This is a genomic window from Streptomyces sp. NPDC059008 (assembly GCF_042749045.1).
Taxonomy (GTDB): Bacteria; Actinomycetota; Actinomycetes; order Streptomycetales; family Streptomycetaceae; genus Streptomyces.
This window is the reverse complement of sequence record NZ_JBHYJC010000010.1, coordinates 216,047-230,913: the sequence shown is the minus strand read 5'-3', so window position 1 is coordinate 230,913 and position 14,867 is coordinate 216,047. Positions and strand designations below refer to the sequence as shown.

The 14,867-nt window shown below is 71.1% G+C and carries 12 protein-coding genes; 8 read left to right on the top strand and 4 right to left on the bottom strand.

The features are described from left to right. Positions 1-139 precede the first annotated feature (139 nt). Both ACFWZH_RS15910 and ACFWZH_RS15905 read left to right on the top strand, forming a co-directional pair. Positions 140-1,006, top strand: coding sequence for a helix-turn-helix domain-containing protein (locus ACFWZH_RS15910; RefSeq protein WP_384430221.1), 867 nt, complete (start codon positions 140-142; stop codon positions 1,004-1,006). A gap of 266 nt (positions 1,007-1,272) precedes the next feature. Next, positions 1,273-1,482: a DUF397 domain-containing protein gene (locus tag ACFWZH_RS15905; protein ID WP_384430218.1), complete on the top strand. Its 210-nt coding sequence runs from the start codon at positions 1,273-1,275 to the stop codon at positions 1,480-1,482. 112 nt (positions 1,483-1,594) lie between these two features. Here ACFWZH_RS15905 and ACFWZH_RS15900 read toward each other — a convergent pair whose 3' ends face one another. Further along, positions 1,595-2,584, bottom strand: a complete 990-nt coding sequence (locus ACFWZH_RS15900) for a hypothetical protein (RefSeq protein ID WP_384430215.1) — start codon at positions 2,582-2,584, stop codon at positions 1,595-1,597. A 158-nt stretch (positions 2,585-2,742) separates the two neighbouring features. Between ACFWZH_RS15900 and ACFWZH_RS15895 the strand changes: the two genes are divergently transcribed. The 3 genes from ACFWZH_RS15895 to ACFWZH_RS15885 all read left to right on the top strand — a co-directional run bounded on the left by ACFWZH_RS15895 (position 2,743) and on the right by ACFWZH_RS15885 (position 6,829). After that, complete coding sequence (locus ACFWZH_RS15895; protein ID WP_384430212.1) at positions 2,743-3,966, top strand: PLP-dependent aminotransferase family protein; 1,224 nt, start codon at positions 2,743-2,745, stop codon at positions 3,964-3,966. A gap of 111 nt (positions 3,967-4,077) precedes the next feature. Next, entirely contained in the window at positions 4,078-4,863 is a 786-nt protein-coding gene (locus ACFWZH_RS15890; RefSeq protein WP_384430209.1) for an SDR family oxidoreductase, read from the top strand. Between the two features lie 319 nt (positions 4,864-5,182). Then, positions 5,183-6,829 (top strand): sodium:solute symporter family protein, encoded by a 1,647-nt coding sequence (locus tag ACFWZH_RS15885; protein WP_384430206.1) that lies wholly within the window; start codon positions 5,183-5,185, stop codon positions 6,827-6,829. Here ACFWZH_RS15885 and ACFWZH_RS15880 read toward each other — a convergent pair. Further along, positions 6,816-7,286, bottom strand: a complete 471-nt coding sequence (locus tag ACFWZH_RS15880; protein ID WP_384430203.1) for a DUF4345 domain-containing protein — start codon at positions 7,284-7,286, stop codon at positions 6,816-6,818. The genes ACFWZH_RS15885 and ACFWZH_RS15880 overlap by 14 nt on opposite strands. Before the next feature lie 19 nt (positions 7,287-7,305). Here ACFWZH_RS15880 and ACFWZH_RS15875 point away from each other — a divergent pair, with 19 nt between their 5' ends. Then, complete coding sequence (locus ACFWZH_RS15875) at positions 7,306-8,064, top strand: helix-turn-helix domain-containing protein (protein ID WP_384430200.1); 759 nt, start codon at positions 7,306-7,308, stop codon at positions 8,062-8,064. A gap of 53 nt (positions 8,065-8,117) precedes the next feature. Here ACFWZH_RS15875 and ACFWZH_RS15870 read toward each other — a convergent pair whose 3' ends face one another. Beyond that, a complete protein-coding gene (locus tag ACFWZH_RS15870; RefSeq protein ID WP_384430197.1) occupies positions 8,118-9,239 on the bottom strand; it encodes an ADP-ribosylglycohydrolase family protein in 1,122 nt (373 codons plus the stop codon). 479 nt (positions 9,240-9,718) lie between these two features. Between ACFWZH_RS15870 and ACFWZH_RS15865 the strand changes: the two genes are divergently transcribed. Both ACFWZH_RS15865 and ACFWZH_RS15860 read left to right on the top strand, forming a co-directional pair. Beyond that, a complete protein-coding gene (locus ACFWZH_RS15865) occupies positions 9,719-10,678 on the top strand; it encodes a D-2-hydroxyacid dehydrogenase family protein (RefSeq protein WP_384430194.1) in 960 nt (319 codons plus the stop codon). A 266-nt stretch (positions 10,679-10,944) separates the two neighbouring features. After that, complete coding sequence (locus ACFWZH_RS15860; RefSeq protein ID WP_384430192.1) at positions 10,945-11,199, top strand: hypothetical protein; 255 nt, start codon at positions 10,945-10,947, stop codon at positions 11,197-11,199. Between the two features lie 159 nt (positions 11,200-11,358). On the opposite strand, the gene ACFWZH_RS15855 is transcribed toward ACFWZH_RS15860, so the two are convergent. Further along, positions 11,359-14,583, bottom strand: coding sequence for a tetratricopeptide repeat protein (locus ACFWZH_RS15855; RefSeq protein WP_384430189.1), 3,225 nt, complete (start codon positions 14,581-14,583; stop codon positions 11,359-11,361). Between the last annotated feature and the right edge of the window lie 284 nt (positions 14,584-14,867).

The following is a 14,867-nucleotide window of genomic DNA, read 5'->3' as shown; positions in this document are numbered from 1 at the left end:
GTTCTGGACGACGGCCTGCCCGCCACCCCGCGCACATGCTCGCTCGCCTTCTGTGTGCGTTTCACTGCGCGGTGTGACCTCGGAGTGGCAGTCTGCTGACCAGAAACGACAGCAGTACGGAGCCGGAGGTGCACTTCCCGTGGCGTCCAATGTCAATCCCACCGTCAGGCGACGCCGGTTGGGCCAGGAGCTGCGCAGGCTCCGTGAGCTCAAGGGCATGACGGCGGAAGAGGTGGCCGAGCGGCTGCTGGTCTCCCAATCGAAGATCAGCAGACTGGAGAACGGCCGCCGCAGCATCAGCCAGCGCGATGTCCGCGATCTTTGCGGGGTCTACGAGGTCGAGGACCACCGGATAGTCGATTCCCTGATGCAGATGGCGAAGGACTCCCGTCAGCAGGGCTGGTGGCACGCCTTCGGCGACATCCCGTACAGCGTCTACATCGGTCTGGAGACCGAGGCGGCCTCGCTGCGGATCTACGAGTCGCTGCTGGTGCCCGGCCTGCTGCAGACCCCCGGCTACGCCGAGGCGGTCATTCCCGGCACGGTCCCCGAGCTGGCGCCGGACCACCTGGAGAAGCGGATCCAGGTGCGGATGCGACGCCAGGAGCGGGTCAACGACCCCGAGCGCTCGCTACGTCTGTGGGTGGTGCTGGACGAGAGCGCGCTGCGGCGCGTGGTCGGCAGTCATCTGATCATGCGCGAGCAACTCGACCATCTCGTCGAGATGAGCAATTTGCCGCATGTGACGGTTCAGATTCTTCCCTACGACACGGGCGCGCATGCCGGAATGTCGGGAACGTTCTCCATCCTGGAATTCGACGACGCCTCCGATTCCAGCGTGGTGTACATCGAGGGGGTCACCAGCGACCTCTATCTGGAGAAAACCAATGATGTGCACAAATACACGATCATGTACGAGCATTTGCGCGCACAGGCACTGAGCGCGGAACAGAGCCGGGAGTTCATCGCCGCCGCGGCGAAATCCCATGCGGACGCGATGGGGTGAGCCGCGGCCGCGGAAGGAGACGAGCTCCGATCGGGAAGCAGGTGGGCTCCGACCAGGGAAGGAGAGGGGCGCCGACCAGGGGTGAAATAGGGCGGAATGTGAGATTCCGGAAACCGGGTTCGCACGGTACACCCGTGGCCTGTTCCATGAAAAGAGATCAAGGAATATGCCATTCGGACGGGTGAACGGCCTCTGCGGCTGGTGATGTTGGCGCGTAGCGTCGTCACTACCGAATCCGCGGTAACTCAGAGTGAGCTGGAGTGAACATGGCCGTGCAGCCGAATTCCGCATTCTCCTGGACCAAGTCCTCGTACTCCGGTGGCAATGGCGCCTGCGTGGAGATCGCCGTGCCCACCACCGCAGCCATCGCGGTACGCGACTCCAAGGACCCCGAGGGTCCCCGCCTCACGTTCGACAACTCGTCCTGGAGCCGCTTCGTGTCGGACGTCGCCGACGGCGCGTTCGACGTGGCGTGACCTGACCTCTCACGGTTCGCGCACCCCGCAGATACGAGCCCTCTCGACTGGATCGCCGTCCCGGCCGAGGGGGCTCGGCCATGCCCACGTGCCCACGCCCCGTGAGCAAACCTCAGCGCAATTCGGCCACGTACCGGTCCGTGCCGGGCACGGTCGGCAGGAACGGCGCCACCAGCTCCACCCGCCCCAGCCCCGACTCCGTGACCTCCTCCCCCAGTCCGGCGAAGTGCGCGGCCCAGACCTCGCGCGGGTCCTGCTGGAGGAACCACAGCAGCGTCAGCCGGGTGTCGACGCCCTCGACCTGCTTCACGTACGCCATCCGGTCCCCCGGCAGCGGAGTGGGCCGGAAGACCGTGGCCATCGCCGCCGGCGAACCCGCCAGCCGCCGCGGCAGATGCCGGGCGCGCAGCCACTCCAGCAGTGCGGCCCGCTCCTCCGGGCCGTCCGCGTCGATCACCTCCAGCACCAGCCCCGCGTACGGGTGGTCCAGCGCATGGAAGTCCCGGGGACCCGCCGCACCGTCGCGGTAGACCGTCGCCACATGGTCCTGGAAGGCCGTGAAGACATGGGTGCGGCCCTGATAGACCCGGCCGTCCCGGTTGAGGCGCTTGTTGATGCCGACGGTCCACTTCATGTGCTCGTCGTAGCGGCCTTCGGTCAGCCAGTACGTGGAGAGGTAGCAGCCGGCCGTGACCGGCCGGGCGACGGCCGACTCCTCCGGGTAGCGCAGCAACTGCAGCTCGCGGGTGGCGACCCAGCGGCGGCCCGCGAACATCCAGGGCATCGCCATCGCGCCGGCGATGTAGTGATCGTCCTCGTACCAGCGGTTGTAGGCGTACTCGTGGCCCGGATGCGGTTCGACCATGGTGATCAGCGCATGGCCGGGGCGCACCCCGTAGGGGCCGACGGCGGCCAGCTCGGCGTAGGCGGCGGCTCGGGTGTCGACGGCGGCCGAAGCCGCGGCCTCCCCAGTCCCCTCGCCGCCTGTGGGCGTATCCGCGGTCGCGCGTGCGGCCGTATCCGCGGTCGCGTGTGCGGTCGCCTCGCCCGTCGTGTCTCCGGTCGCGTCTGTGGTCGCGTCTGTGGTCGCGTCTGTGGTCATGACAGACAGGTGTAGCTGACGCACCATCAGAAGGGGAGGGGTGCGCGGCGCGCGTTCACCATGCGGGCACCGCTGCACACCGCCTCCCGCCGCGCCTAAGATGCCTGCCGTCTGCAGCTAACGACGGTTAATCGCAGACCTGAGCGATGGGAGCCGCCATGCCGGACGCGATCCTTGCCGATGCCCGCACCCCCGTCCCCGAGTTGGCCGCGCGCGCGGCGCGGACCGGCAGCTCGCCGGTACGCGACATCCTGGCGCTCACCGCCCGGCCCGAGGTCATCTCGTTCGCCGGCGGGCTGCCCGCGCCCGAGCTGTTCGACGCGGCGGGGATAGCCGACGCCTTCCGGCACGTGCTGACCGAACAGCCGCAGCGGGCGCTGCAGTACTCCACCAGCGAGGGGGATCCGGCGCTGCGCGCGGCCGTCGCGGCCCGCTACACCGCACGCGGGCTGCCCACCGACGCCGCCGACCTGCTGGTGACCACCGGCTCCCAGCAGGGGCTGTCGCTGCTGGCCACCACCTTGCTGGAGCCCGGAGACGTGGTGCTGGTCGAGGACCCCTGCTACCTCGCGGCGCTGCAGATCTTCTCGCTCGCCGGCGCCCGGGTGGTGCCGGTGCCGACCGACGACGAGGGGCTGGACCCGGCCGCGCTCGACGAGATCGCCGCGCGCGAGCGGCCCAAGCTGCTCTACGTCATCCCCACCTTCCAGAACCCGACCGGTCGCACCCTGCCGGCCGAACGACGGGCCGCGGTCGCCGAGGTCGCCGCCCGCCGCGGCCTGTGGATCGCCGAGGACGACCCGTACGGGGAGCTGCGCTTCGAGGGCGAGGCGATGCCGTGGGTGGCCTCCTTCCCCGGGGCCGAGGACCGTACGGCACTTCTGGGCTCGTTCTCCAAGGTGATGGCGCCCGGGCTGCGGCTGGGCACGCTGCGGGTACCGGCCGCGCTGCGGCGCGCCTGCGTCATCGCCAAACAGGCCGCCGACCTGCACACCTCGACCGTCGACCAGGCGGCCGCGGCGCGGTACTTGGCGACCGCGGACCTGGACGCCCATCTGGCGCGGGTGCGCGGCGCCTACCGCGAGCGGCGGGACGCGCTGGTCGACGGGCTGGCCGCGGCGCTCCCCGAGGGCTCGCGATGGAATCGCCCCGCGGGCGGCATGTTCGTCTGGGCGACGCTGTGCGAGGGCCACGACGCCACGGCCCTGCTGCCCGAGGTCGTACGGCACGACGTCGCCTATGTCCCCGGGGCGCCGTTCTTCGCGGGCACCCCGGACGCCACGGCCGTCCGGCTGTCGTTCGTGACGCACTCCCCGGAGGAGATCCGTGCGGGCCTGGGCCGGCTGCGGACGGCGCTGGAGGGCGCACACCGGAAGGGGTGAGCCCGATGGCGGCCAGAGCCCGGTGAGCGCGCGCTATGGCCTTTCCGGGCCCCCAGCCCTACTCTGACGCACCGTCAGACGCGTGCTGGGCGGCCCTGCCGGGAGGCGGACATGCTGCTGCGGAACAAGACCGTCGTCGTCTCGGGTGTCGGGGCCGGACTCGGCCACCAGGTCGCGGCGGCCTGCGTGCGGGACGGCGCCTCGGTCGTACTGGGGGCCCGCACGGAGGCCAATCTCGCCAAGTCGGCGGCGCGGATCGACCCTTCGGGCGGGTGTACGGCCTGGCGGGCAACCGATATCGGCGACGAGGCGCAGTGCGAGGCGCTGGCCGCGCTCGCCGTGGAGCGGTTCGGCGGCATCGACGCGGTGATCCATGTCGCCGCGCTGGACTCGCTCTTCGGCGGCCTGCGCGAGGCCGACTTCGACTCCTGGCGCGGCGTCGTGGACGTCAACCTCTTCGGCACGCTGCGGATGACCCGGGCCTGCCTGCCGTCGCTCACGGCGCGCGGCGGCGGGTCGGTGGTGATGATCGGCACCCAGTCGTCGGTCGCCGCCCCGTCACAGGTGCAGCAGGCGGCGTATGCGGCGTCCAAGGGCGGGCTGGTCTCGGCGATGTACTCGCTGGCGCGCGAGCTGGGGCCGGACCGGATTCGGGTCAACACCGTGCAGCCGGGCTGGATGTGGGGCCCGCCCGTCGAGGCGTACGTACGGTTCCAGGCGCACAGCGAAGGCGTCCCGGAGTCCGAGGTGCTCGCCCGACTCACCGAGCGCATGGCGCTGCCCGAGCTGGCGACGGACGCGGACGTGGCGGAGACCGCGGTCTTCCTGGCCTCCGACCGGGCGCGCGCCATCACGGGCCAGTCGCTGCTGGTCAACGCGGGCGAGTTGATGCGGTAGCCGCCTGCACGGGATCCCGCTCCCGTGCGGCTGCCGCGTCATGGCCGACGGAGCCCGGCGAAGTGTTCGTTCATCGTGGGTCGGCGGCATGGCCCAGACAACGGCTCGATTGGTCAAAGGGCCGCAAAATCGTTCCCTTTACTGATCGCGGTTCATACTCATGACCGGAGAAGCCTTGACCGGCTTGCTCGACTGACGGTTCAATCCCCGAAGTCCCCCTTCCCGCATGGGGATACACGCCCCACAGGACGTCACGGCGAAGTGGTTCCTGATGCGGAACGTCATCCGCACGTTCACAAGGCGGACCCCTGGAGGGGGCATGAACAGTCTCGACTGGACCGTGCTCATCGGCTACTTCGGCGTCATGGTGGCGATCGGGGTGTGGTCGCACAAGCGGGTGGACGATGTCAGCGACTTCTTCACCGCGGGCGGCAGGATGCCGTGGTGGCTGTCCGGCATCTCCCACCACATGTCCGGCTACAGCGCCGTGATGTTCACCGGGTACGCCGGCATCGCCTACCAATACGGCGTCACCTCCTACGTCACCTGGTCCTTCCCCATCGCGATCGGCATCGCCATCGGGGCGCAGCTGTTCGCCGGGCGGCTCAACCGGCTGCGGTCGCGGCTCGGTGTCGCCTCCCCCCTGGAGTACCTCAAGAGCCGCTACAACCTGCCGACGCAGCAGGCGCTGGCCTGGTCCGGGGTGCTGCTGAAGATCGTGGACGTCGGCGCCAAATGGGCCGCGATCGCCACCCTGCTGTCCGTCTTCACCGGCATCTCGCTCAACCAGGGCATTCTCCTCACCGGCCTGATCACCGGTGTCTACTGCACGGTCGGCGGCCTGTGGGCGGACGCGCTGACCGAACTGGGCCAGTTCGTCATCCAGTTGCTGGCCGGTGTGGCGATGCTGGTCACCGTCATGGGCGAACTGGGCGGCGTCAGCGCGCTGTGGACCGTGTGGGACAGGCTGCCCGACAGCCACACCGAGCCGACCGTCGGCCCGTACACCCTGACCTTCCTGCTTGCCTACCTCTTCATCAAGACCTTCGAGTACAGCGGCGGCATGTGGAACCAGGCCCAGCGCTTCATGGCCACCAGCAGCGCCCGGCAGGCCAGGCGTTCGGCCCGGCTGTCGGCCGCGCTGTGGTTCGTCTGGCCCGCGGTGCTGTTCTTCCCCATGTGGGTCGCGCCGCTGCTGGTCAGGGCCGAGAAGCCGGACGCCTCCGACGCGTACGCCCTGCTGACCGAACGGCTGCTGCCGCACGGTCTGCTGGGCCTGGTCGTCGTCGGCTTCTTCTCCCACACGATGGCCATGTGCTCCTCGGACGCCAACGCCGTCTCCGCGGTGTTCACCCGCGACATCGCACCGGCGCTCTCGGCGAAGGCGCGCGGCTGGTCGCACCGGGCCGGGCTGCTGGCCGCGCGGCTGTCGACGGTCTCCTTCCTGGGCCTGTCGATGGCGATAGCGACCCAGGTCGACTCGCCCACGTTCAAGGACATCATCACCGTCGTCATCAAGTGGGTGGCGGGCCTGGTCGGCCCGATCTCCATCCCGTTCCTGCTCGGCATGCTGCGGACGTTCCGCAGGTCCGGGCCCACGGCGGCGCTGGGGTCCTGGGCAGGCGGCCTGTTCGCCTTCTGGCTCACCAACTACGGGTTGAGCGGGGTCCAGTTGCAGATCCAGATCGCCTCACCGGTCGCCACCTCGCTCGTGCTCTTCGTCGTGATCGGCCTCGTACGGCCGCAGGACACGGCGGAGCGGGACACGGTGCTGGCGCGGATCAACTCCGGGGACGATGACGACGGTGACGGGGCGGCCGCCGCGGGGGCGAGGGCGGTCCCCGCGCCGGGAGACGGTGGGCCCGGTGGGCTTCCGGCGGCGCGGGGAGACGGCACGGGCGACGTACCGGAGGCGCGGGCGGACGGCACGGGCGACGTACCGGAGGCGGGACTCAGGTCACCGTGACGGTGGCCAGTATCGCGCCCCCGGCGAACACCTCCACCCAGAAGTAGAACCACGACGGGTACCAGGATTCCGGCGCTTCGACGAAGCGGGCCACGAGCCGCCCGCCAGCCATCCCCAGCATCGCGACGGCGACCGCGAGCACCGCGCCGCGCCGCAGCGGATCCGCCGGTTCGACGGCCGCCCAGCCGAGCAGCCCGGCCATCGCCAGCCCGAACCCGCCGTAGACGGAACGCACTTCGGTACGGGCCGTGGCCCCTTCCAGGGGGATTCCGAACGGGCGCAGCACCCGGGCGGGGGCGGCCAGCCCGCCCAGCCCCATCACGAGGAAGAAGAGCGCGAAGACGATCTGTACGGCGGTCGACGTAGGGGACATGCCCGGACCGAGTGCCAATGGGGGCGTGACGAGTGCCGACGGGGGCGTGACGAGTGCCAACGGGGGCGTGAGAGGAATGGTCATGTCGGCCAGGATGCCGTTCATGCCCGACGATGCGCTTTCACCAATGTGCTGCCCGGAGCCGCAGGCCCGGCTGACCCTGTGGCCCGGCCGCGCCCGGTACAGCGGCCCCTCCCTGGAACGGGACATGCACTCCGGCTCGGTGTCCTGTCTCGCCGTCGGCGACGAGGTCGCGTTCACGATCGAGACGGCGGCAGACGGGGTACGGCGCACCGCCCGCAGTGCGTTGATACGTCCCCGGGTGGCGCACCGGATCGACGCGCACGGCGGCCGGATGACCTTCGGCTACTTCGAGCCGGGCTCGGCGACGGAACGCGCCTGCCGGGAGGCGCTGGACGCGGGCGAGGAGCCGGTGACGGTCTCCGTCGCGACGGAGCAGGACCTGGTACGCCGGCTCTGCGCGACACCGGAGCGGGCGGAGCGCCCGGACATCGATCCGCGCATCCGTGCCGCCGTACGCCGACTCCTCCGGGAGCCACAACTCCCGGACGGCGCCTTGGAGTATGCCGCCGCGGCCGGTCTGTCCCGGTCCCGGTTCCTGCACCTCTTCCGCGCGGAGACCGGGACGAGCTTCCGCCGCTACCGGATGTGGGCGCGGATGCTGCGGGCCGGCCGGGCGCTGCCGGACTTCGGCACCCTGACCGCGGCGGCCGCGGAGGCGGGCTTCGCCAGTCCGTCCCACCTGAGCAGCACGTTTCACGCCACGTTCGGGGTCCGGCCGAGCCGGTTGCTGGGCGCGGGGTGCGTCATCGTCGATGAGGCGCGGGTGGGTGAGGGGTAGGGGCGTGAGGGGCCGCGGGTCCCGGCTGGCTCGGCCCGCGGGTATCGGCCGCCTCAGGCCCGTGGGTAACGGGCGAGCCACCCCGGCGACGAACCGCCCGGACCGTGCAGCGCGGCGCCCTGCGTCATCTCCATGGAGAAGTCGTCGGCCAGCTGCAGGATCGTGTCCCGGCCCTCCAGCTCGACCAGCCACACCGGCGGCAGCGCCGTCTCGCCGTGCAGCGTGCCCAGCAGATTGCCGCAGATGGCGCCAGTGGAGTCGCTGTCGCCGCTGTGGTTGACGGCGAGCAGCAGGCCGTGCCGGATGTCCTCGGCGACCAGCGCGCAGTACACGGCGATCGACAGCGCCTCCTCAGCCGTCCAGCCCTCGCCCAGCGACTCCACCCGGGCGGGAGTCGGCATGCCCTGCCGTACGGCCCCCAGCGCGCGCTTGAGGGCGTCGGTGGTCTCCTCGTGGCCGGGGCGGGTGGCGAGGTGCGCCAGGGCCTTCTGCACGGCGCTGTCGAGGTCCTCGCCGCGGGCCAGCGAGTGGCTGATGACCGCGAGCGCGCCGGCCGCCAGATAGCCGGTGGGGTGGCCGTGCGTCTGCGCCGCGCACTCGACGGCGAGCTGGAAGACCAACTGCGGCTCCCAGCCGACCAGCAGCCCGAACGGCGCGGAGCGCATCACCGCGCCGCAACCCTTCGAGTCGGGGTTCTTGGGCTTTTCGAGCGTGCCCATCACCTCGTCGCCGAGCCCGGACAGGCAGGCCCTCCCGGGGGCGCGGCGGGAGTAGAGCCACTCCTCGCGGGCGAGCCAGCCGTCGTCCTTCCTGCGCTCGTCCGGACCCCAGTCGTGCTGCGTGGCGGCCCAGCGCAGGTAGGCGCGGTGTACGTCGGTGGGCGGGTGCCAGGCGCCGGTGTCACGGCGCACCTGCGCCCGGATCAGGCCGTCGACGGTGAACAGGGTCATCTGGGTGTCGTCGGTGACCGCGCCGCGCCGCCCGAAGGCGGGCACGAGATCCGTCACGCCCTCTTGGCCGTGTGCCTCGCGTATCGCGTCGAGCGACTGGAATTCGATCCCGGCTCCGAGGGCATCGCCTATGGCGCCGCCGAGCAGACAGCCGCGTACCCGGCTGCGGAAGTCCTGCTGTTCCGCGCGGCCCCAGATGGCGCCGCCGCCTCCCGCTGCGCTCATGGCGACACCTCGCTCCGCTCGGCCTCGCATTCGCACGGCGCGCACCCCTGAACCGCGCGCTCGCTGCGCTCGCTCACTGCGCCCTCCCGAAGCTCACTACGTGCCGAGACCTTGTGGGACCCCCTGGCGCAGCACTGTAATCGACCAGGATTGATCAATTTCAGGCCAGGTGAGTATGCGAACAGTCACTGACTAGGAGGCTTTTGGGCGGTACGGTCCGGATGGGGAGGGCTCGACGACATGCACCATCCGGCACCGCTCTGCTACTGCCCGTGCCGTCGGTTCGTGCCGTCGGCTCGTGCCCTCGGCTCGTGCACGTGGGCGGTCTCCTGCCCGTGATCGTGCCTGTGGGCGGTCTCCTGCCCGTGATCGTGCCGATCGTGCCGTGCGTCCGCCCCTGCCCCCTGTCTTCTGTGCCCTGTCGCCTGCCTTCTGTCCCCTGTCCCCTGTCCCCCGTCCCCTGCTCTCCGGAGAATCGCATGACACAGCAGTGCGCCGTACTCGACGACTACCAGGGCGTCGCCCTCGCCATGGCCGACTGGTCCCCCCTGGCCGGCGCCGTGGACGTCCGTACGCTGCGGGAGCCGTTCCGCTCCGAGGACGACGTGGTCGCGGCGATCGGTGACTGCGAGATCGTCGTCGCGATGCGCGAGCGCACCCCGTTCCCCGCCTCGCTCCTCGCGCGACTGCCCCGCCTCCGGCTGCTGATCACCTCCGGGATGCGCAACGCCGCCATCGATCTGGAAGCCGCCGCCCGGCACGGCGTCACCGTCTGCGGCACGGCCAGCAACACCGAACCGCCCGTCGAACTGACCTGGGCGCTGATCCTCGGCCTCGCCCGCAACCTCGTCACCGAGAACACCGCGATGCGCGCCGGCGGCCCCTGGCAGAGCACGCTCGGCGCCGACCTGCACGGCCGTACGCTCGGACTGCTCGGCCTGGGCAAGATCGGCACCCGGGTCGCCCGGATCGGACAGGCCTTCGGCATGGACGTCGCGGCCTGGAGCCAGAACCTGACCGCCGAGCGCGCCGGGGAAGCGGGCGTACGCTTCGCCGCCACCAAGGAAGTGCTGCTGGAAACCAGCGACTACGTCTCCATCCACCTCGTCCTCAGCGACCGCACCCGCGGCCTGCTCGGCGCGGACGAACTCCGCCGGATACGCCCCACCGGCTACCTCATCAACACCTCCCGTGCCGCCATCGTCGACCAGCCCGCACTCCTCCAGGCGCTGCGCGAGAACTGGTTCGCCGGCGCCGGCCTGGACGTCTTCGACCACGAGCCACTGCCCGCCGACCACCCCCTGCGCACCCTCCCGAACGTCCTCTCCCTCCCCCACCTCGGCTATGTCACCCGCCGCAACTACGAGGGCTACTTCCAGCAGGCCGTCGAGGACATCACCGCCTTCCTGCACGGCAGCCCGATCCGGCAACTGGCCTGACGGAACCGCCGACGAAGTACCCACGTGCGGCTCGGGCACCACCCCGCCCCGGGCCTCCCCTCCCCTCCCCTCCCCTCCCCTCCCCTCCCCTCTTCCCTCCCCCGCCCCGCCCGCCTCCCTCCGCCGTCCCCTCCCGATACGTCCCTTCGCCCCCTCGCCCCTCGCCCCCTCGCCGTCCTGAAGCCTCCCTCGGCGTCCCATGCCTCGCCGCCGGGCCGCTCATCCATTCGATGATGGCGAGGGCGCCCGCTGGGCATGCTCTCCCCATGTCCGAGTACGAGTGGGATCGCACCACCATGGCTGTCGTCGCCTCCGCGCTCTCCGGAGACAGCGACGGCGCGGTGGAACTCCTTCGGCCGCTCCCTCAGCGCGATGTCTGCCACATCGCGGTACGGCTCGCCGCCATGGCCGCCGACGCGTTGATCGTCGCCGCCCAGGACAGCGGAGGCGACCGCGAGGAGGCCCTGTCGCAGTGGCAGCAGTGCATCCTCCAGCACGAGGCCGAGTACGACGGCGAGTGACACGGGGCCGCCCGCCCAGCAGTAGCTCGGCCACACGGCTCGGGCAGGGCGCGGGCCACCGCCCCGCTCAGGAGCGAGCGACTCGGCCCGTACCGCCCGGGCATGGCGCGGGCGGCCGCGTCGCCTCGCCGGGGCGAAGGCGGACCCCTGTCGCTTCGCTCAGCCGGGTCGTCCCACTGTGGTTGCCATCCCACGTATCAGCGCCGCGCGTATCGTCTCCAGCCGCTCAGCGTCCGCCCCCGGAAGCCGAGCCAGCTCACGTACCCCCAACTCGGTTTCGGCTATGGGCTCCCAAGCACCGCCATCCAGCAGCTCCGCCACGGTTCCTTCGGCACCCGTCCAGTCACCGAGCGCACAGCGACTGACGACCGCCAGGGCAGGAGCACCCATGAACCGGTTCAGCACATTCAGATCGCTCCCGTTCGGATCACTCCCGTTCAGATCCCTACTGTTCGGCCCGTCGCGGTTCAGATCACTGCCGTTCAGTCCGTTGCGGTTCAGATCACTGCTGTTCAGCCCGTCGCCGTTCAGGTCACTGCCGTTGGGCTCGGAGGCAGGTCGTATCCCGTCGGACCGCACGTCTTCCCAGGCGGCCGCCGATCCGGCCGCGCCCACCCCGCTCGGCATCCCGGCCAGCAGCGCCGTCTCGTAGCGAACCGTCGGGCCGGCGAGCGCACCGGCCGACTGCGTCGCCGTGTCGACCGCCTCCCGTGCCTCCTCCAGGCGTCCGAGGCGGCGTAGGCAGCCGGCCTTGAGGGCCAGGAGCGCCTCGGTCGGACCGGCCACGGCGAGTGCACGATCGACGTCGGCCAAGGCGTGGAGATCGTCGCCGAGTAGGAGATGGACCTTGCCGCGCTGTACGAAGGGGGAGGCGCCGCCGGGCGGTTGTTCCGCGCCGAGTTCGACGACCCGGTCGAAGTCCGCCAGCGCTTCGGCCAGTCGTCCCGTGAGCAGGTTGGCGCTCCCGCGGGCCGCGCACCGAGCGACCTCACGGGCCATATGGGCCCAGGCGTAGGAAGGGTCGATGTCGAGGGCCCGTTCGGCCTCCGCGAGCGCCTGCTCGTAACGCTGGGTCTCCAGGTAGGTGTTGCAGCGCTCCCCCCAGATCCAGGGGTCATCCGGCTGGAGTTCGGCCGCGCGCCCGAAGGCGGTCAGCGCTTCCTCGTAGCGGCCCATCACGCGCAGGGTGAGGCCGCGGCGAGCGTAGGCCCAGACATAGTGGGGATTGATCGCCAGGGCGCGGTCGAACTCCGCGAGGGCGAGGTCGTACTGCCCCAGGTCCCGGTAGGTCGCACCGCGCTCGGCCATCGCCCAGGCGTACTCCGCGTTGATCTCGATGGCGCGCTCCAGGCCCGCCAGTGCCTCCTCATGGCGCCCGAGGCGGCGATGGCAGACGGCTCGACTGGCGATGGTGAAGGCGTGCCGGGGCTGCCCGGCCAGGGCACGGTCGAATTCGGTGACGGCTTGCTCGAAGCGGCCCATGAGGCGGTAGACCTCGCCGAGCTGGGAGGCGGCATCCACCGAGTCCGGGGCGATGTCCAGGGCTCGGGTGTAGTCCTCGGCGGCTCGCTCGAAGGAGCGCATGTACCGGTGCGTCAGCCCTCGGCCGAGCAAGGCGGGTACGTCGTGCGGCGCCAGCTCCAGGCAGCGGTCGAAGTCGGCGAACGCCTGCGGCCAGGCTTCGGCCTTGCGGTGCTCCCGGCCCCGGATCCGGTGGATACGGGCCTGTTCGGCGACCTCCAGACCGGGCCGGGCGAGCAGCGCGGTGAGCACCTCGATGAGGCCGTCCCCGTCTTCGGTGAGTGCGGCGACCAGCCGATCACCCCATGCCCGGGTCTCGGCCGCGCCCGCGTCCTCTCCGGCCTGACGCAGGCTGTCCGCCGCCCTGCGCACGACGGGCCGCTCGTACTCGGCCGCATCCAGGATGTCGGCCAGTGCCCGGGGCAGAGCCTGCTGTGGATCCGCGCAGAGCAGGTGATAGGTCTCCCGCAGTCGGTACTCCACCCAGCGTTCGTCGGTCCAGGACCGCTCCGGGTCGGCGTCGACGGCGCGTTCCGTACGGCGGCGTCGGGCGGCCTCGGCGAGACGGCGATGCCGTGCCGTCCAGGTCTGCGGTGATCGGCGCCGCTGGAGGCGCAGCATCGCCGTACGCACCACCTCGTGGTACTGCCACCGCCCGGCCCGGTCGGCGACGAACGGCAGTCCGCACAGCCAGCCGAACTGCTCGGCGGCGTCCGTGTCCACCGCCGCCCGGAAGATGTCCTCGTCCAGATGGCGTGGCAGGGCGGCCGCCAGTGCCGCCTCGCGGCGGATCGGGTCGGTCTCCCACTTCAAGAAGCGCTCGACGGCCGTGTCGCTGGGGTCGTCGACGGCCTCGGCCGCACGCGGGCGGTTCTCGGCGAGGGTGGAGACCAGTACCGGCAGCCCGCCGGACAGCCGGAGGATCACCTCGACGATGCGTTCGTCGACGATGCCCCTGGTCGCCAGGAACTGCCGCGCCTCAGCCTCGGTGAAGGCGTCCAGCGGCAGTTCCGCCACGCAGTCGAGGGAGTCGGCCCAGCATCGGCGGTCCAAGGACGTCTGTCCGGCCAGCGTCACCACCACGTTGGGTGCCAGCGGGCCGTACCGGTCGGTGACCAGCACGTCGCGCAGCCAGACGTCCAGCAGCGGCCCGGTCCGTTCGTAGGTGTCGAAGAAGAGGGCGAGCCAGGGCACCTCGTCGGCGACGGCGCTCACTTCACGGACGAAGACCGGGGTCAGCACCTCCTGCGGCGACATCACCAGTTGGACATCGTCGTGGTTTCGCAGCCGGGCGCTGAGCAGACCGCGCAGCCGTTCCGCGCCGCGCGCCACCTGGCGGGCGTCCAGCGATCCGGTGACGGCTCCGACTCCGGGCACCAGATTGAGGGTGGCCAGACCGGCTTGGGCCGCGATCACGCTGCCGGGCGAGGGGGCGGGCCCCGCTGCATCGCCCGGCTCCGCCGCCCCGGGCGGTCCCTCCTGCGCGGCCACGGCCGCCGCCTCGACCTCGTGCCGCCGCTCCCTATAGGTCGCGAACAGCTTGTCGAACGCCTTCAAGGGGCTGCCCTGCGCGGCGAGCTGGCTGCTCACGGCGGCCATCGCCTCGGGCACGCCGTGCACGGCCTCATCGATGTACGCGGTCGGCGCGCCCCGCTCGCGCACGGTGTTCTCGAACTGCCGGATCAGGGAGGTCTTGCCGACGCCCGCCTGACCGTGCACATGGAACAGGAACTGGAACGCCGGGTCCTCCACCGCCCGCGCGAAATTGTCGCGAAAGGCCGCGATCTCGCCCTGCCGCCCGACGAATCCCTCCCGCCGTCGCCTCCGGATCAACTCCTGCCGCGACATCCTGCTGCGGTCCACGCCTCCACCCCCTCCGCGTCAGCGTCTGCCGGTCCTGACGGCCTTGCCGCCCTGCTCACGCAGATTAGCCTTCGGCGGAGTCGAGCGTCGGGGGCTGTGGATAACTCCGAGCGGGGAGGCGTTCCGTCGGTCCGCCACCGCCATATGACCTGGTCAACTCGCGCTTGAGTCGGCCAAGTTCGCTGGGCGTGCGGAGTGCGTATGGAGGGTGACGAGTAGCTCGTCGAGAGCGTCACGGGCGTCGAGGGCGTCGAGGGCGTCGAGTTGCTCGGCCTGGTCGGGCC

Excerpts from the sequence above, each read along its gene's own strand:
- ACFWZH_RS15905 (WP_384430218.1), top strand. The coding sequence starts at position 1,273 with ATGGCCGTGCAGCCGAATTCCGCATTCTCCTGGACCAAGTCCTCGTAC.
- ACFWZH_RS15900 (WP_384430215.1), bottom strand. The coding sequence starts at position 2,584 with ATGACCACAGACGCGACCACAGACGCGACCACAGACGCGACCGGAGAC.
- ACFWZH_RS15895 (WP_384430212.1), top strand. The coding sequence starts at position 2,743 with ATGCCGGACGCGATCCTTGCCGATGCCCGCACCCCCGTCCCCGAGTTG.
- ACFWZH_RS15890 (WP_384430209.1), top strand. The coding sequence starts at position 4,078 with ATGCTGCTGCGGAACAAGACCGTCGTCGTCTCGGGTGTCGGGGCCGGA.
- ACFWZH_RS15885 (WP_384430206.1), top strand. The coding sequence starts at position 5,183 with ATGAACAGTCTCGACTGGACCGTGCTCATCGGCTACTTCGGCGTCATG.
- ACFWZH_RS15880 (WP_384430203.1), bottom strand. The coding sequence starts at position 7,286 with ATGACCATTCCTCTCACGCCCCCGTTGGCACTCGTCACGCCCCCGTCG.
- ACFWZH_RS15875 (WP_384430200.1), top strand. The coding sequence starts at position 7,306 with ATGCCCGACGATGCGCTTTCACCAATGTGCTGCCCGGAGCCGCAGGCC.
- ACFWZH_RS15870 (WP_384430197.1), bottom strand. The coding sequence starts at position 9,239 with ATGAGCGCAGCGGGAGGCGGCGGCGCCATCTGGGGCCGCGCGGAACAG.
- ACFWZH_RS15865 (WP_384430194.1), top strand. The coding sequence starts at position 9,719 with ATGACACAGCAGTGCGCCGTACTCGACGACTACCAGGGCGTCGCCCTC.
- ACFWZH_RS15860 (WP_384430192.1), top strand. The coding sequence starts at position 10,945 with ATGTCCGAGTACGAGTGGGATCGCACCACCATGGCTGTCGTCGCCTCC.